The sequence below is a fragment of the Ureibacillus massiliensis 4400831 = CIP 108448 = CCUG 49529 genome, from assembly GCF_000772965.1.
Lineage (GTDB): Bacteria > Bacillota > Bacilli > Bacillales_A > Planococcaceae > Ureibacillus > Ureibacillus massiliensis.
Genome location: NZ_JPVQ01000033.1, coordinates 1 through 17932, shown reverse-complemented (window position 1 = coordinate 17932; position 17932 = coordinate 1). Strand labels below are relative to the sequence as shown.

19 protein-coding genes and 1 pseudogene are annotated in these 17932 nt (G+C 31.3%); 11 read left to right on the top strand and 9 right to left on the bottom strand.

The features are described from left to right. Positions 1-111: 111 nt before the first annotated feature. From CD30_RS14515 to CD30_RS14505, 3 genes are all read left to right on the top strand, one after another. Positions 112-558, top strand: coding sequence for a GNAT family N-acetyltransferase (locus CD30_RS14515; protein ID WP_036178282.1), 447 nt, complete (start codon positions 112-114; stop codon positions 556-558). Further along, positions 555-1196, top strand: coding sequence for a YczE/YyaS/YitT family protein (locus tag CD30_RS14510; RefSeq protein ID WP_052126239.1), 642 nt, complete (start codon positions 555-557; stop codon positions 1194-1196). Before CD30_RS14515 ends, CD30_RS14510 begins: the two co-directional genes overlap by 4 nt. A 251-nt stretch (positions 1197-1447) precedes the next feature. Then, complete coding sequence (locus CD30_RS14505) at positions 1448-1807, top strand: DoxX family protein (RefSeq protein WP_036178280.1); 360 nt, start codon at positions 1448-1450, stop codon at positions 1805-1807. 63 nt (positions 1808-1870) lie between these two features. Here the strand turns inward: CD30_RS14505 and CD30_RS20340 are convergent, their stop codons facing one another. After that, entirely contained in the window at positions 1871-2008 is a 138-nt protein-coding gene (locus CD30_RS20340; protein ID WP_170215850.1) for a hypothetical protein, read from the bottom strand. Between the two features lie 67 nt (positions 2009-2075). Further along, complete coding sequence (locus CD30_RS20675; protein ID WP_256464826.1) at positions 2076-2198, bottom strand: hypothetical protein; 123 nt, start codon at positions 2196-2198, stop codon at positions 2076-2078. Between the two features lie 415 nt (positions 2199-2613). Here CD30_RS20675 and CD30_RS14500 point away from each other — a divergent pair, with 415 nt between their 5' ends. Then, positions 2614-3012, top strand: coding sequence for a hypothetical protein (locus tag CD30_RS14500; RefSeq protein WP_036178278.1), 399 nt, complete (start codon positions 2614-2616; stop codon positions 3010-3012). A 527-nt stretch (positions 3013-3539) separates the two neighbouring features. Here the strand turns inward: CD30_RS14500 and CD30_RS14495 are convergent. Continuing rightward, a complete protein-coding gene (locus CD30_RS14495) occupies positions 3540-4745 on the bottom strand; it encodes a hypothetical protein (protein WP_036178276.1) in 1206 nt (401 codons plus the stop codon). A gap of 252 nt (positions 4746-4997) precedes the next feature. Between CD30_RS14495 and CD30_RS14490 the strand changes: the two genes are divergently transcribed. From CD30_RS14490 to CD30_RS14475, 4 genes are all read left to right on the top strand, one after another. Further along, complete coding sequence (locus tag CD30_RS14490) at positions 4998-6521, top strand: DEAD/DEAH box helicase (protein WP_052126238.1); 1524 nt, start codon at positions 4998-5000, stop codon at positions 6519-6521. A 49-nt stretch (positions 6522-6570) separates the two neighbouring features. Continuing rightward, positions 6571-7353, top strand: a complete 783-nt coding sequence (locus CD30_RS14485) for a YqhG family protein (protein WP_036178272.1) — start codon at positions 6571-6573, stop codon at positions 7351-7353. A gap of 167 nt (positions 7354-7520) precedes the next feature. Beyond that, positions 7521-8666 (top strand): M24 family metallopeptidase, encoded by a 1146-nt coding sequence (locus CD30_RS14480; protein ID WP_211254630.1) that lies wholly within the window; start codon positions 7521-7523, stop codon positions 8664-8666. A gap of 164 nt (positions 8667-8830) precedes the next feature. After that, positions 8831-9646 carry a carbonic anhydrase gene (locus tag CD30_RS14475; RefSeq protein WP_036178323.1) on the top strand — a complete coding sequence of 272 codons (816 nt, stop codon included), beginning with the start codon at positions 8831-8833 and terminating at the stop codon, positions 9644-9646. A gap of 118 nt (positions 9647-9764) precedes the next feature. Here the strand turns inward: CD30_RS14475 and CD30_RS14465 are convergent. The 4 genes and pseudogenes from CD30_RS14465 to CD30_RS14450 all read right to left on the bottom strand — a co-directional run bounded on the left by CD30_RS14465 (position 9765) and on the right by CD30_RS14450 (position 13710). Continuing rightward, positions 9765-10677: pseudogene (locus tag CD30_RS14465) on the bottom strand (DegT/DnrJ/EryC1/StrS family aminotransferase). 148 nt (positions 10678-10825) lie between these two features. Continuing rightward, positions 10826-11509, bottom strand: coding sequence for a PIG-L deacetylase family protein (locus tag CD30_RS14460; protein WP_036178265.1), 684 nt, complete (start codon positions 11507-11509; stop codon positions 10826-10828). A gap of 42 nt (positions 11510-11551) precedes the next feature. Next, positions 11552-12241, bottom strand: a complete 690-nt coding sequence (locus tag CD30_RS14455; protein ID WP_036178264.1) for a WbqC family protein — start codon at positions 12239-12241, stop codon at positions 11552-11554. Between the two features lie 86 nt (positions 12242-12327). After that, positions 12328-13710: a glycosyltransferase family 2 protein gene (locus CD30_RS14450; RefSeq protein WP_052126236.1), complete on the bottom strand. Its 1383-nt coding sequence runs from the start codon at positions 13708-13710 to the stop codon at positions 12328-12330. Positions 13711-14057: 347 nt separating this feature from the next. Here CD30_RS14450 and purU point away from each other — a divergent pair, with 347 nt between their 5' ends. The 3 genes from purU (at position 14058) to CD30_RS14435 (ending at position 15850) form a co-directional block, all read left to right on the top strand. Further along, the gene (gene purU / locus CD30_RS14445; RefSeq protein ID WP_036178263.1) at positions 14058-14939 is read left to right on the top strand and encodes a formyltetrahydrofolate deformylase; all 882 of its coding nucleotides are present in this window, start codon (positions 14058-14060) and stop codon (positions 14937-14939) included. 153 nt (positions 14940-15092) lie between these two features. Continuing rightward, a complete protein-coding gene (locus tag CD30_RS14440; RefSeq protein ID WP_036178262.1) occupies positions 15093-15413 on the top strand; it encodes an SCP2 sterol-binding domain-containing protein in 321 nt (106 codons plus the stop codon). Between the two features lie 245 nt (positions 15414-15658). Continuing rightward, positions 15659-15850, top strand: a complete 192-nt coding sequence (locus tag CD30_RS14435) for a hypothetical protein (protein WP_036178261.1) — start codon at positions 15659-15661, stop codon at positions 15848-15850. Between the two features lie 111 nt (positions 15851-15961). Here CD30_RS14435 and CD30_RS14430 read toward each other — a convergent pair whose 3' ends face one another. Continuing rightward, positions 15962-16909, bottom strand: a complete 948-nt coding sequence (locus CD30_RS14430; protein ID WP_036178260.1) for a TRM11 family SAM-dependent methyltransferase — start codon at positions 16907-16909, stop codon at positions 15962-15964. A gap of 20 nt (positions 16910-16929) precedes the next feature. Further along, on the bottom strand, positions 16930-17391 hold the full coding sequence (locus CD30_RS14425; RefSeq protein WP_036178259.1) for a hypothetical protein: 462 nt from the start codon (positions 17389-17391) through the stop codon (positions 16930-16932). Positions 17392-17932 lie beyond the last annotated feature (541 nt).

The window sequence follows — 17932 nt, the reverse complement described above, 5'->3', positions numbered from 1 at the left end:
AGAATTCTAATAAAATAAATGTAATAATTCAAAATTTACTTATATTTACTTCCATATTTTTTTAACCTATACTTAATTTGTTTCAATCTATTAATAGAAGGGTAGAGATTAATGGAAGTAAAGCAAATTTTGACAAATGAAGATTTAGAGAAAGCATTTTATATAAGAAAAGAAGTTTTTGTAAAAGAACAGAATGTTCCATTAGAAGATGAATTTGACCAGTACGATCATTTGAATGGTGAATGTGACCATATTTTAGTGGTAGTTGATGAAGCTATAGCTGGTACTGGTCGAATCAGGGTTGTTGATGGAGTTGGTAAGCTTGAAAGAATTTGTATATTACCATCATATCGAAAACTAGGATTAGGCAAAGTAATTGTCGAAAAACTAGAACAGCTAGCTATTGAAAAAGGTATCGAAAAGGTTAAATTACATGGTCAAACACATGCAGAAATGTTTTATAAAAGGTTAGGCTATAAGACTGCTTCAGAAGTATTTATGGAAGATGGAATTCCTCATATTTTGATGATAAAGGAATTTTCAGAAATAAGAAAATGAAACATTTTAATAAGAACATGAACATTTTTGTTCAATACGTTATCGGCATTATCATCCTTACACTTGGAATAGCATTCACCATTCAATCAAAATTTGGAGCATCTCCGTATGATGCTCTTTTAGTAGGTCTTTTTAACACAATTGGACTTTCTGTTGGAAGTTGGGAAGTAATTGTTGCTTTAGTCATTTTAATCTGTAATGCAATATTACAGAAAGCTAGACCAGAGATTTTAGGACTGCTTACAGCAATCATTACGGGGATTGGTATTGATATATGGCTTTTTTTGATAGGGACTTTTTTTAAACCAGAACAGTGGTATTCTGAATTAATTTGCTTTTTGATAGGACTTATTTTAATAGGACTAGGTACAACAATTTATTTGCGAGCAAAGTTTGCTCCAATGCCAGTTGATTTATTAATGTTAGTAATACACGATTTAACAAAATTAAATCTACTATGGTCGAGAACTATTATTTACTTCGTATTTCTTGTATTAGCATTTGTTTTCAATGGTCCTATCGGTATAGGGACTATTTTAACAGTCCTTTTAGGTGGAACAATTATTAATTTCTTTATGACGTTTTTTGATAAGAGAGAGATGAACTTGGATATAAAAAGCAGCACTGAGAATGACTAATGTTTTCTAACCACGGAGTCTGGTACAGACATTAAAATCAAAAAACTAAAAAATTAATAAATCATAAATGGTATCATCCTTCTTTGTTTTAGTCAGTGTTTCAAAAGGGGGATGCTTTTTATTGTCTAAACACATTCTGAATTAATCTTTTATATTCTATTCAACAATGTCCATCGACATATTTTGACATATAATAGTTCAACAAAGAAATTTACAGGTTTTAAGAAATTTCCATGAGGGGGAAGAACATCATGAATGTTGTATTATGGATATTTCAAGTAGCACTGGCATTGTTGTTTATTATGGCTGGGTTAATAAAAGCATTTCAGTATAAAAAAGCAAAAGAGGCAATGGCATGGGTTAGTGATGTTCCGAAGGGCTTAGTTATTTTCACAGGGTATGCGGAACTGTTAGGAGCAATAGGATTAATACTTCCAATGGCATTAGGAACACTAGAATTTCTAACACCAGTTGCTGGATTCGCTTTAGCTCTCATTATGCTATTCGCAGCAATTTTTCATGTTAATCGCAAAGAGTTTGAAACAATTCCAATGATTATTATTCTCTTGTTTATTTCACTCTTCATTGGAATAGGAAGAATGTATTTTTAAAGCTATCGATTAAATAATAGAAAAAGAGACTTCTCAGCAATTTTGAGAAGTCTCTTTGTTTGATTACGCAACTAAAGTTAAATTTGTATACGTAATTACTGAAGGATATTCAGTCTTACTTTGTAAAGCTAGTGCCTCTTCTTTTGTTTCAAATTCAAAAAGGTGAAACGTGTCTTTTTCAAATACTGTTAGTACCCACATCGTAGGGTCGCCTCCTAAAAAATAATTTTTTATATTTTCATGTGTTTTTACGTTTAAGGTAGTAATTTTACTTTGTATAGGATAAAATGGCGGATCCTTTAATACCTTTGAGTGCAACATTTGCCTCTTGTTTATTATTGAATTCAAAAATCCGTACTGATTTTTTTTCAAATACTGTGATTACCCACATATTAGGATCTCCTCCATTAATCTTTTTATGTTATATAACACTTTCTTGAAAATTTATTATAGTGCCAATGTGTTATATATCAACTTAAGACCATTGTACACCTAAAATACTGAAAATAAAATAGCTAGTGAAACAATTCACATATTGTTCATATTGATGACGTTTTCATTTAAAATTCAATAAAATTCAAAAGTTAAGCCTCTATTTTTCCAAAATAAAGGATAAAAAACCGAATGGATATTAATAAATAGTATTTTTTTGCTCATATAAATTTTTGAAATTTCGAGTAGGAATTGTTTAAAATAAGCAAATTTTAGATTTTGGTCTTTAAAATATGTGGAATAAATTATTAATGGTTGGTAAAATTGAACTAATAATGAAACTTTAACCATAAACAATTTGTAGGAGCAGAAGAATGGAAAAATCCGAGATGGAAGTTGTTATTCACACTCCACAAGACTGTGGGAATTCACCTAGAAAGGCAATACTTCTTGAGTTAACAAAAGCTTGTTTGAATAAAGATACATTGTTTATATCAAAGCATATAACAGAGGATATAAAAGTGAATCTTATTGGGCATGGCAAAATTCAAGGGAAGGAGAATTTATTGGCTTTTATTTATCAAAATAACACATATAACATCACGGAAGTAACGATTGAAACAATCATTACTCATGGCACTGCAGCAGCTTTAAATGGATATACTTTAATAAGAAACAAAGGGGGAAGTGCATTTAGTTTAATTTATACATTTACAGATAGTACCAAAAATGTGATGATAAAAGAAATTACTTCATATTTTACAAAAGTTTAAAAACTCATTGAAGTATAGGTGAGAATAGGGAGGTGAGAAATATTTTTCTACCAAATTAAAACCATATTATTACCGATTTCTATCTAAAAATATAGATAAAGTTAGTTAATGATTTAATAAATTAAAATATAGAAGTAGAAACGTGAAATAAATTGAATCATTTTAATGTTATGATAAAGCGACTCGTATGTTACGTGCTCGGTTTATTTTTTTTTATCAATTGGGGTTAGTTTTTCTATTCAAGCAAGTCTTGACGTTTCATCAGTTTCATCACTCTCATATTCATTTTATTATTATTCAAGCCATATGAAAGAACAGTTTGAGTTAAAAGAATTTGGTAATTTAGGATTCATTACGAGAAATTTCCGAGGACAATTACAAAACTGCATTAATCCAGAACATAGAACAATACTGCAAATTTAATATCAATAAAGAAGGTCATTATAACAATCCAGTTATAATGACCTGAAAATGGTGAGCACTATTATTCATTAAATGCTATAGCCCATTATCAAATAACAGTTAGTCTATAAGTTATTGTTTTTAACTAAACGATCATGAGTAGCATTAATAGAGTTTGCTTCAAGTTGCTTCTTCAGTATATTCATATCTGTTTCAATTTGTAGTAGTTTTGGGACAATGTTATTTAATGGTGTTAGTAGTGTAGAGTTTTTAATACTATGTTTTTTTATCGTTTCCATTTCTTCAAACATTTTCAGAATGTCTTCATGTAATTTATCCACATAACTTTTTAACATATTAATCCGGTCACTATATTTTTCAACCTGATTCGTAATTGGTCCGAAGTCTACCTGTACTAAATCTATTGAATCTTGTATTGTTTTTTGAGACGTTTGTATATCAGAAAGTTTTTCTTTTAAATCATTTTGTGAAGAATTGAATTCAAAAATAGTATTATTTAAATCTATATTTGAAGCGTGGAGATCAGAGTATACATTTTGTAATTCTTGAACAGTTAGGCTAACTGTATTTTGAGATGCTTGTAATTCAAATAATGTATTCTTAACCTCAAATAATGAATTTTGCAATTCAGTAATTGTTGCTTTTAACTCATCAATCTCATGGGTATCCAATTGATTGATATTGAAATCGCTATTTAACACTGTTGATTCAGTGAGTGTTGTTTTTAAATCATAATGTGAAGCTTTAACGTCTTCAATATTTGTATGCATCATTTGATGTGAGGTTTGTAGTTCATCCATTGTTTCTTTTATTTCACCTAAAGAAATTTGTAGATCAGCAATGGAAGATTTTACTTCTGTAAATTCTTGAATATTTAATGTAGTAGACGATTTCTGATCTTGAATGGTTGTTACGTGATTTTGACGTTCCTGCAATTCTAATAATGTTGTATTAATATTCTGTTGGGATGCATTTATATCCAATATGGATTTTCTTAGTTCATTGATGACTAATTGCAATTCAACGATGGAATTTTCATTTAATTCGGAAGTATGATTTTCATTATTTACAGGGATAATAATATTTTGAGATTCAAAAGTAGGAGTAGTTTCTACATGCTGAGAATTTTGTAAATTAATAGTAGGGTCATTCAGTTCAATTTGAGAGTTTTCTATCTCTCCTGGTGAATGTTTTTTATTGAGCTGTGAAGACTGTAACTCTCGAATAGAAGCATTCATTTCCATTTGAGCTAATTCAACACTTTCTAATTTCTTCAAAATCTCTTCCAACATTTCTCTTTTTGATGGCATCCACATTTACCCCCTTATTGTTAAACACTCACTAATAAAGACAAGCAATACACTAGTTAGTAAATTCTACCATAGTTTATCCTTTCCTTATAGTGATTTCTATTATACAAAAGAATTTTACAAGTATCTAATTTTATTAACAGAAAATTAAAAATAATAATATTTTTGAAATATTATTTCATTTACGAGTTTAAAAACATATGTTTTCCTTTTTTGGACAAAATAAAATAGAGAATTAGTGAGGTGAGGCTTTTGATTATTGAACGATTGTCCAATTGGAGAGAAGATTTTAATAAACGATTTGAAGAAGATGGCCCATGGGATAGCTGGACATTATATAAAATGACATATGAAATTGAAAAAATGAATTTAATTCCTGAATTTTCGGGCCTACAAGCACCAAAGTTTCTAACAAATCTTCAACTACTACCTCATCAAGTAGAAGCTGCCCAGACAGTAATTGAAAAAATGAACGGTAAAGCAATATTGGCTGATGAAGTAGGACTCGGAAAAACGATAGAAGCAGGTTTGATAATGAAAGAGTATATGATTCGTGGTCTTGTTAAAAAGACATTAATATTGGTACCAGCTTCGTTACAAAATCAATGGGTAACAGAATTGAATGTAAGATTTTTTATCCCGGCAATACCTTATAAAAAAAATACGCCATTAGATCAGTATGATGTAGTAGTAATGAGTATGGATACAGCAAAGAAAAGTCCACATCGAGAAAAAATTTATGAACAGGATTATGACATGATTATCATAGATGAAGCTCATAAATTGAAGAATCATAAAACACAAGTTTATCAATTTGTTCAAAGTTTAAAGAAAAAGTTTTGTTTATTGTTAACTGCAACACCAATTCAAAACGATGTATTTGAAATATTTTATCTTGTTTCTTTATTAAAACCTGGACATTTAGGGAATTTAGAAACATTTCAATCATCATTCTCTGCAACGAAGCACGGTTTAGAGCAGGAAAAGTTTTTAAAGGAGCTTGTGAATCAAGTAATGGTTAGAAACCGAAGACAAGATACTGGAATTGAATGGACAACCCGTAAGGTGAAAACTGTTCCTGTGCAATTTACAGAAGATGAGAGAAAGGTTTACGACAAAATTGTCGAGTTGAAGAATGTTTCTTCTATTTTTACGAGCTCGTTTACGATGGTGACGTTACTAAAGGAAATGTGTAGTAGTAAAGAAGCTACATTTTTAACATTAAATAAAATGAAAGAGAAATGTATAACAAAAGAAGAAATTGATTATATAGAAGAAATTATCGAGATGTTAATGAATCTTGAAGTAAATTCAAAGGCAGAACAGGTTCTTGAAATTATTAAAGAAGCTAATGACAAAGTAATTATATTTACAGAGTATCGTGCAACACAGGCATACTTGCAATGGTATTTAAATACGAAAGGAATTTCTAGTGTTTTATTTAATGGGAAATTTAGTAAAAGTAAACGAGACTGGGTAAAGCAATTATTTAGAGAACGAGATCAAGTATTAATTGCAACCGAATCTGGTGGAGAGGGTATTAACCTTCAATTTTGTCATCATGTCATTAACTATGACTTACCCTGGAATCCAATGAAATTAGAACAAAGAATAGGACGTGTGCATCGTTTAGGTCAAGAGGAAGATGTTCATATATACAATTTGGCTATTGAAGATACAATTGAACAAAAAATATTAGATTTACTTGGAGATAAAATTGATGTTTTCGAAAAAGTGGTAGGAGATTTAGATGACATTCTTACTAAAAAGGCATAAATAAAGTTATTTAAAACAGTTCTTCGCTTTAACAAAGGAGGAAATCACTGTGTTTGCAAACCAAGTTCATGATTATTTAAAGACTTTTTTTACAGAAACAAATTGTGAAATTATTTCAGACGAGGGACATCAACTAACAGTACAGCTAACAATTGATATTGATAAAAAAATAATGAATCGCCCTTTCTATTGGAAATATATTGAAACAACAAATAGTCCCGCAAATCCTGCAAGATTAACATTCATTACAAATCGGTCAAATATTGAGAATCCATTTTTAGGTGAAGTTATCCACTTTGGTTCGCGTAGATTAAACCAAATTTTTAAGGCAACGAAAGAACTTGGTGCATTTGTACAAATGTATGAACAAGTATCGACACAACAAGGAAAAAGCTTTGTGTTAACCCCTTATTTTTGTGTAAATTATAAGGTTTCTTATTATTGTGACAGAACGAAAGAAAGACTTCATTCATTGGGAATTAATTTATTAACTGGTGTAATTGAGGATAATTTTCATGAATCGATAAAGGACTTTAATTTAGTTAATACTAAACCCGAGCATGCCTTTTGTCTTCAGCACATTATTAAACCAAGTAGAGCCTTAGAAAGATTGGATGAAATGATTCAATCCATCGTACAACAAGACGATCACACATGGGCAGAAGAAGCAAAAAGACGATGGGAGAGGGAACAAGAAATCTTAGATTATTTTTATGTAGATGTAGAAGAAAAGCCTGAATCCTATGAAATTGAGAAAAGTGCTTTAGAAGAACGCTTCAGTCCAAGAATTAATGTAGAAATTATAAATGGTGGATTGTTTTATCTATCGTAGTATTGGGGTTGTATTTATCCTTATGAAAATATTGAAGGATAAATGCAACCTTTAATAATATTTTCCAGCACCTGAAGCATATATTAGTTAATAGATAGATTATATGTTTAATAGATTGTGGGGGAGCAATATTGTTAAAGGATGAACTAATAAAGAGAATCAAGACCTTGCAAAAAAAATTAGAAATTGAAAATCTCGACTCCTATATTGTGACTTCCGAAGATAATATTTGGTACTTAACAAATATTACATATAAACCAGAAGAGAGACCTTTTTTTATTATAATTCAACAGAAAAATAAACCGATATTAATTGTCCCAAAACTAGAAGAATCCCATTTGAATAAGATTATTATTGATTGCACGATTCTTTCCTATTGGGAGTACCCTGCAGGTAAGGGAGAAAATTGGTTCGACGTACTGAATGATGTAACTAAACATTTTGAAAGAGTTGGGTTTGAAACTTATATTAAAGTAGATTTATTTGATCACATTCATGTTAAAGAAAAAGTACAAATTGATTTAGTTGATGAAATGAGAAAAGTTAAAAGTGAATTTGAATTACGTCAAATTATTCAAACAGCACGATACTGTGATAAAGGAATGGGCATGATTTTTGAAAGTGCTTATGAAGGTGCAACAGTGGTAGAGGCATTTTCCTTATCTCGTAATATCCAAACAAAGTTGATTCAGAAAAAAATGTTTGATCCAATTACAACTTCCTTATTAACTGCAGTTTGGCCTGCGCCGACTAGTGCAATGCCTCACAGTATTCCGAATTTATCGGATCGACTAGGTAAAGGACCCAATGTTGCGATGAGTTATTTTCGCATCAATGGATATGCTGCAGAATGCGAACGTACATTTTTTCTAACATCACCAAATGAGGAAGAAAGAGAACACTTTGACAATATGATGCGGGCAAGAAAACTAGCATTAAATTTAATAAAGCCAGGAATGCGAGCTTCTGATATTGATACGGAAGTAAAATATTTCTTAATTAAAAAGGGCTACGCTGAAAATATGCTTCATCGTGTTGGTCATGGAATTGGTTTAGGTAATCACGAAGCACCATGGGTAGCAGAAGGTAGTAAAGATGTGCTGGAAGAAAATATGTTAATATCTGTCGAACCAGGACTGTATTTTGAAGGTGTTGGAGGATATCGACATTCAGATACTGTGTTAATCACAAAAAATGGTTGTGAATTCATTACGCAATTTCCTGATGATATAAGTAGTATGACAAAAACTTCCTTTAATATTTCAAAAATAATAAAAGGAATTATTACACAAAAAATATTAAAGCTTTCGTAATTTGCAGTTTTTTACTTATGTCCCAGCCTCGTTCGAGCCTTCCAAAATGGGAGGCATTTTTTTATTTCAACACATAAGGATTTTTGTTTGTGTTACACAATTTATGGTTAATTTAGTAATAACATCATGAGTAACATCAAAGGAGGATTTGTAGTTTGAGCAGGGTGAAATATTATTCGTTCTTATTATTTATTCAAATCGTTATCGCCATAATTGTATACGTTTCATTCAGCAGCATGCCTGAAGAGGAAATAAACATTGAACAAAATGAAGCGGTGACAACACAAGTTTACTGGTCGTATGAAGACGATACGGGTCCATCAGAATGGGTAACTATTGACCCTGCTTTTTCAGCCTGTGGTAATGGAAGTGAGCAGTCTCCTATAAATATAACGGATGAAATTATAGCTCCAGAAAATAAAAATGTGAAAATAGAAATGAAATATGAACCGACTAAATTTTCGCTCGAAAATAATGGCTTTACAATCCAAATAAATGACTCATCAGGGGAGAACAAGCTTCTTATTGACGATGAGGAATATACACTTGAACAAATCCATTTTCATAATCCGAGTGAACATCAAATAAATGAAGAAGTCTTTAATATGGAAGGTCATTTTTTTCACAAAAATAAAGACGGGAAAATTGCAGTTGTTGGAGTTTTCATTAAAGAGGGGAAAGTCAATACAGAATTAGCAAATTTGTGGTCGGAATTACCTGAAGAAAAAACGAGTAAAGCTATTGAAATCGAGCAGAATGTTAATTTATTAAAATTTTTACCAGATGTAAATAATATTTACTTCTATACCGGTTCTTTAACGACGCCTCCTTGTACAGAAGGAATCACATGGATTCTATTAGAGGAACCAGTTGAAATGTCATCACAGCAAATAGAAGTTTTTGCTGAAATTTATCCACAAAATAATAGACCAGTTCAAGATTTAAACGGCCGTAGTATATATATGATTAATTTAAAATAATAAATGAAACTTCACTAGAAAACTTTCATCAATAAATATCATAAGTCAAAATAAAAGTTTGCCCAACTATTGATCGAGTAGGGCAAGCTTTTTCAATCTGAACTTATATTTCATAGGTTTATAAAATATTTTTCACAACTTCTATTATACGTTTTACATCATTGTCTTTTAATGTTGGATATATGGGTAAAGATACTGTATTTTTTATCCAATAAAACGCATTTTGATAGGTCTGTAAATTTCCTACTAATTCAGATTCTTTAATAGGTATAACAGCTGTGATATTGTTTTTTTGAAGAGCTGAGATCACTTCATCTTGTTTTGATGTATTTAAAATAGCTCTGAATCGAACTGCTCTCGTATTTGGAGGACCATCAATTAATGGTAAACCGGAGGATCGATATTGTTCAAATATTTCTTCACGTCTAGCAATAAATTGGTCCTATAGCTGCCTGTAAGTCAGTCATTTGAAAATTGAAGCGAATCTTTGAATCATTTCGCCTATCAAATAATCGATAGTCCTTTATTTCTTGTATAAGTGATGAGTCTTTTGAAACAATCATCCCACCTTGCCCACCTGAAGTAATTAACTTAGTTGCATAAAAGGAAAAAACACCTATATCTCCTTGTAACCCAACATTAGAACTTTTTACTTTTGCTCCTAGTGATTGTGCACAGTCTTCTATAATTTTTATAGGTTTATTAATTCGATTAATGATTTGAGGTATACCAAACATATTAGGAACAATGGCTATGTCTACATTTTTATCAATCAATTCTAAATCTATATTCGGAGAACTAATTTGACTATCAACTAATAACGAATTAGCACTTGCAAATGTGGTTATATTTCTTAATGCGGAGCATGTATAAGTTGGAAACGCTACATTTTTATCTTTTGCTCCTAAGAAGAGTAAGGAAATATATAACGCAGCAGTCCCACTTGAAACAGCAACAGCACAACCATTTGGTAATCCAAGAAAATCACATAACTCTTCTTCAAACGCTTCAACAGCTTTTCCCTGCGCCACCCAACCAGATCGTATAATATTAATTGCAGCTAAAGCTTCGACTTTTCCAAGAGTAGGACGATTGTGTGGTATTGGCGTATGACTATTCCAATTCCGAGTATTATTCTTATTAATCGTAATCCATCCTCCTAACTACATGGAAGCAAAATTATAAAATATGCGAACGCAGTATATAATATTTTTCTGCATATTCGAGACCGCTTTCTAAACCACGCATTTCTGCCCACTTTTTTACACTTTCTGGTGAAATTAAGTGTTTTGCAGGACGTCTTTGAGATTTATGTTTAAGGAAAGCTTCTATTTTTTTTTCAATGGTCTCGGAAATATCTAAATATAACTCACCTGTATTCCAAAATTTTTTAAATTGCCAAGATATTAATGGATATTCGTATACAGCAATTAATTTGATAAGATGATTGGGGTTCGGTCTTAAGGAAGCGAAACAGGCTTCAAAAAGGACAATATGATCTTGATGATAGCTTGGTAGTGGGATAAAAACTAGTGTAGGTAAAAAACTATCGATAATAGTATCAAGCTTTGAAATAATCTCATTTCTTGGAATTGTATCGAGTAAGGAATCTTTATCTTTATACATTACCTCAAAATTAACACAGCCAAGTACTTCTAAGGCTTCTTTTAGCTCTGATATTCTTGTCTCAGCAAATACTTTTTCTCCGCTATGGGTATGTGTAATGTCACCAACTGCCACAACAACTACCTTCACTTCATTATTAAAGCGGCATGCTTTTTCAATGAGTCCACCACAACCAAGTACCTCATCATCAGCATGAGGTGCAATGATCAATATACGTTCTTTTCCTGATGAAATCAAAATTTCACCTCCTATAGTTTTCAGTGATTGTTTTGTAAATATTCATTGTTCATTTCTCTGTTTACGAATGAGTTCGATTGATTCTGGTCCACAATTAAAAAGTAGGTCTATTATGGATAGATGAGATTCAAAATTCCCAAATCGCTGTGAATAAATTGGATGATTAAAATTTTGGTAATTTAACTCAATTCCGCGGTTTTTAAATTCTTCTGGATTGTTGTATACCTTTGCTCCCACGCCAGATAAATAGATATTGCCCCCTAAATGTGAAACAATGTTAACATTTCTTAAATTTCCATGACCAAAGTCTATTTTAAAATCAGACTCTTTTAAAATTTCAGTAGTAATTGAAAGTAATGAAAGTATGTGTTTAATCAGTGTAGTATTAAGTGAATCAAGATACTTCCATTCTTTTTCAAAGATTTCTTCAAAACCTTCTTTATATAGAGACCAAAAAGGGGTGTTTTTGTAATTGTTTTTAATTATTTTCCAATGTTTTGAACGCCAATTAGTTTCATTTGCAATAAGTAGTTCATTAATAGGTTTTTCTTTATTTTTTAGTGGGACGGATAACATAATGGGTCCTTGAGGTGTTTTTATTTTATTTCGATGAACAAAACCACTTTTAGTATGCAGTGCTTTATCGAGAATAATAAATTTATCAACCTGATCGATTTTATCAAAATAGCCGATCCAAGGTAGGTAATTTGGTTGATGGATTGCAATTTTCATAATCACGCAGCCTTTTTAAATGAATATTGCGATAGTTATAGTTACAGGTCCTGAATTGGCAGTTTAGAATTTTAAATTAAATTATATTATTTAAAAAAATTGTTGCCAGTTCTATTTACTTTGTTCCAGCCCTGTCGTGAACCGTTTACTATTTCAATTAATGTTTTCCAAGTGATATACGTTAGTAACATACGATAAGCTATTCGTTGAACAAAAACCCAACATAATGGCCGCAAGTTCTCCTTTTCGATTCTAAATGCGATGTAAGAGTAGAGGAAGTCAATAAAATAGAAAAGCAACACAAATAAAAAAATCGATAATGATCCATGAACAAATGCAAAAATAAAAGCTATGTCTGCAAGGGGAATTGTTAAAAGAACAAGATAGTTAAATAGTAAACTAGGAACTGCAAAATATTTTAATGCTTTATTATTAGACTGTATAATCGTTTGTCGGTGTTTCCAAATAACTTGAATGATTCCATATGACCAACGGAATCTTTGCTTTAAAAAATCTTTTATATTTTCTGGTATTTCCTCATAAGAAAAAGCTCGATCTTCGTAAATTATTTTATATCCAGCCTCTAATGCTTTAAAGGTTAGATCAGTATCTTCAGCTAAAGTATCATCAGCAAAGCCCCCAGCTTCTATTAGAAAAGATTTTCTCCAAGCGCTATTAGAACCTGGTACAACTGTAATAGAGCCAATTTCTTCAAATCCACGTTTATCTAAATTATTTGATGTTACATATTCGATATGTTGCCATAATGTTAGTTGATTCTTAAGATTTCCAACTTTACAGTTACCTGAAACTGCAGCAACAAGTGGATCAGAAAACGGATTTACTAAATGATTAATCGTACTATTCGTAAATATAGTGTCCGCATCAATAGTAACAATAACATCTCCAATCGCCTTTTCAATACCGAGGTTTAAAGCAGAAGCTTTACCTCCATTTTCCTTATAAATATAACGAACATTACGACACTTAGAAAAATTATTATCAATGATAGAGGCGGTGTTATCCGTTGATCCATCATCAATAATAAGAATTTCTAATGATGGATAATCACATTTTAGGATTGATGTTATTGTTCTTTTTATTACAACTTCTTCATTGTAAATAGGGATAATAACAGAAACGAATGGACGGTATGGTTGAATAATTCGCTGATTTGTCTGTATATATTCTCGAATGATTTTTTTACGATTTAATTGTTTTTTTACAAAGTAAAAAAGTATCAGCATTCTGATAAATCCAAGGGCAATAGCAAAGATTAAATAGGATATAAATATGAATGTACATATCTGTAAAAGATAATCAATGGTTACTCCAAAATAAGGTAATTGTATATAACCATAAAGCTCAAATAAATATAATGCTAAAGATGTGAGGATTATTAAAAAGGTAAATAAAATACAACTTTTAATGATAAGCCCTCTTTTTCCTGTTTTATCTTCAAATATCATCAGATCTCTTCCTTATTTTCCTAGTGACCTATAGTATGCAATTCACTTCTTTCGGACTATGCATTCTCCTAATAATGTAAGGATATTAGAAAAATATAAATGTGAAAAATGTATGATAATTATTTGTTAAAAAATGCAAAATATAATAAAAATCAAGCGAGGAATTTTATTAAAGATGGGATAGGGCTGTATGAACTGGAGGATAAATTGAAATGTGTTAGCGAATGAGTATGGAACATATAAAAAGAACGAATAATACCTTTGTCTTATAATGACTTGATGAATATAAAAAAATAATAGATAATCAAAAAGATGAAAAAGTAATAGATTAGGAGTTGTAAGTAAAAATGGCTTTAAATAATGATAAAAAATTAGAAAATCATGCACGATTGTTAGTAAAATGTCCAGATAAACCAGGAATTGTTTCTGTATTATCGACATTCTTATATAAACATAATGCAAATATCATTGAATCCAGTCAGTATTCTAGTGATCCAGAAAATGGAACATTCTTTATACGAATTGAATACCACTGTGAAAATTTACAAAGTAAAATAAGCGAAATGGAAAATGAATTTGCTCAAATTGCTTCTGATTATGAAATGGACTATAGCTTTTACTATTTAAATAAACGTCAACGCTCTGCTATTTTCTGTTCAAAGGAACTTCATTGTTTGTTGGAGCTGTTATGGGAATGGCAAAATGGCGATTTAGAAACAGATATTGCACTTGTTGTTAGTAACCATGAGGCTGCAAGACAAATTGTGGAGTCTTACGGTATTCCATTCTACTATTTACCAGCGAATAAGGATATCCGTAAACAAGTAGAAGCAGAACAAATTAAATTAATGGATGAATATAATGTAGACTTATTAATTTTAGCGCGGTACATGCAAATTTTAACACCTGAATTTGTAGATCATTTTGAAAATCGAATTATTAACATCCATCATTCATTCTTACCTGCCTTTATCGGTGCGAACCCATATGAACGTGCCCATAAAAGAGGGGTAAAGCTAATCGGAGCAACATCTCACTATGTAACAAATGAATTAGATGAAGGACCAATTATTGAACAGGATGTAGAACGAGTTGATCATCGTGCAGACGTAACAACATTAAGAAAAATTGGTAGTCAAATTGAACGACGCGTATTAACAAAAGCGGTAAAATGGCATTTAGAAAATCGTATAATTGTTGAAGGTAATAAAACAATTGTCTTCCATTAAAAAATAACAACAGCCTCTGCATATAACCCAATGCGGAGGTTTTTTTGTTTGAAGGATTAGAAAAAAATGGTTTTAAAGGTAATTTACATTGAAAAAGATAGAATTATACTGTTAATATAAATGTGAAGCAAAGTGATCAAAGGGGGACTTGAAATGGCTATTGCTGCATTAACAAATCTTATAAACAAAATTGAAAATGATGGAGCTGGTTTAAAGGGGTACGAAAAAGTCATTCAATTTGAGTTTACGGATTTAAGCGAAAAGTATAATGTCCAATTTATGGGGGATAAAGCAACATTAGTGGGGGATCAAGAAAAAATAGCCTGTACTGTACAAATAACAAGCGATAATTTTGAAAAATTAATTTCTGGCGAGTTAAATCCACAAACTGCTTTTTTCTTTGGCAAAATTAAAGCAAAAGGGGACATGGCTCAATTATTGAAGCTAAGCAGCATTTTAGATTATTATCAATAAAATCGAACATAAAGCTCTCTACTTAAATGATGTAGAGTAGCTTTTTTTGATTAAACATATGAATCATTTTCCATTAATAAAATAGGATAAGGCATCCGATAATAATAAAAAGTTATTTCATTTTCAAGTTAAAATCATTTGAAAATCCATCCGAAATTAATTTTCAAAATATTTCGGTGAAATGGATGAAAAATTTTAAAAATTATCATAAAATAGAAGTAACTAAATTTTTGGGAGGAATGCCGATGATAACCGGTCAGTTAGAGCGAGCTTTTCAATTAGCTGAAAAACATAAGCTCGACGTAAGCACGATTTTGGATTTAAGTATGATTATTAGAAAAGAAATTAATTCATCTTCTAGGGTGGAAGAAAAAGTTCTTCAACAACTAATTACCATTTTAGAAAATAATAAAACATTTTTACGGGAGGCTACTTAACAATTGGATAAACAAGTTGAACTATATGGTGATATAGACTCATTTGACTAAAGGCGCTGCTCAAAACTAAGAAATTCGAGCAGCGCCTTGTAAATTTTATGTAACTTTATCTCAGACACACAATAATATTTGTCTTTCAAATAAATGTTTCCTCGCAATACAACGGTCTATAATTTTAAATCCTTCTTCTTGAATTTTATCATCAATATTTTCAATCGTTACAATAACAACTCGATCTGCAATCCGTCGTGCATGCTTAATAATGTCAAACTGATCCTCTTGGGAAATATGGGTAGCTAGGTTATATGGTAAATCAATAATCGCTACATCATAGTACTCTGTTATTTCAGAAATGGGACCTTTTGAGACATTACCTTCAAGACCAAAATAAGCAATATTCTCCCTAGATCCATCGCAAACTATCGGATTGATATCTCTTCCAACAATATTGATGCCCATGGATAATGCCTCAACTAAAACGGTTCCAATACCACATAACGGATCAATTACACGTATACCTTTCGGATGAGGTACTGCAATATTTGCAATAGCTCGTGCCATTCTTGTATTGAGTGCAGTTGAGTAGCTTCTTGGTTTATGCATATGATGTCGCCAAATGGATTCGCTTTTCTCGTGTTTTCCGAAATACCAACGATCATTAAGTTGTAAAATACCTAAGACGATTTCTGGATTTTCTAAATCTGGTTCACCTTCAATTAGGAGTCCAAGCTCACGTTCTATTACTTGACGTTCCTGATGTGGGATTTTCTTCGTTTCACCTAGATCCATTTTATTTAAACAGAACACTTTATAGGTTTTCGCACTTGGTTTAAATGCTTGTACTTGCTTTTTAATTTCTGCAAGGTCATTGCCTTCATAATAAACTTCAAGGCGATCTTGAATAAAGGGGCTACGACTTGGATCAATTTCGATTTCACTTATAATATGATTTAACAGAGTGTCTTTTTCGAAAAATGCTCTCATTTCCATTCTACATAGATCAAACTCATTTATATGGTGAACATAAGTATAGATAAATTTCTGTTTTGTATTATTCAATCTGGTTTCATCCTTTAGATTTACTGTTGCTGCTCGATTGTTTGTGTTAATCCAAGCAAAAAGTTATAGGTAATTTCGATAACTTCACTAATAGTTAGCTCTTCTTTAAAGCCTTCGATAAAGTCTAAGGGAATATTTAAATCCCATAATCCATCTTCATTTGAAAACATAGCACTATAATTTTTGATGCTATCACCATGTAGGTTGTTCTCAAGATATCCTTTTATTGTACCAGAATGTTTCTTCTGAACTTTGAAACCAAGAAGTACCATGTATGTTTTAAAAACATCATCTAATTCAAGTGTAATAGCATCGGTTTTGATTGGATCAAAGGCAGGGGATTCTATATAAAGAAATTCATTTAAATTTTGTTTTAAATGTTTTACAGGAGTAGTCAAAAAGGCTGCCGCCTCTTGTGAAATTACTTCTTCTGTTTCCTTATTACAGCGTTCAATATATAAATCTTCAAGTAAAAGTTTCATTTTGAAACCTCCTCGTATATTAGTAGTAAGAGCTCTTTCCGATAGAATTTCCAGTTGATCCGGACAGCTGGGGGATCTGTTGGATTTCCTATAGGAAGTGGTCGCCAAATGGCTCCCTCACTCTTTTTATGTTTTACCTGTTTGACCCCGGTTTTACCGAGGGAGTCAAAAGGCAATAACCAAATATTTATTCCATTTTAATTTTCATAAAAGTAATGCTGGCAGGTGCTTACCTGTTTATTTGAGGTACCCATTTTTATCAACCAATTTCATAATGTCAGGGCGAAGGATGGAGAAAGCTCCATTTTAGTACTTCGTCCTTTTTATTTAGCGAAAATTATTCACTCATGACAGGTGTCCATGCGACAATGGAACAGACAAGGTATTCGCAGGAAATAGCTTTTCCTCCTTGCAGGCACTTTGTGTACTGCTTAATTAGCCTGCTACCCATCGTTCATTATTGAAGGTCTAACCACTGGCTGCGACCATGCTGGAGAAGAGAGTGTAGCGCTCATTGATGGTCTTCCCACTTGGATTGCTG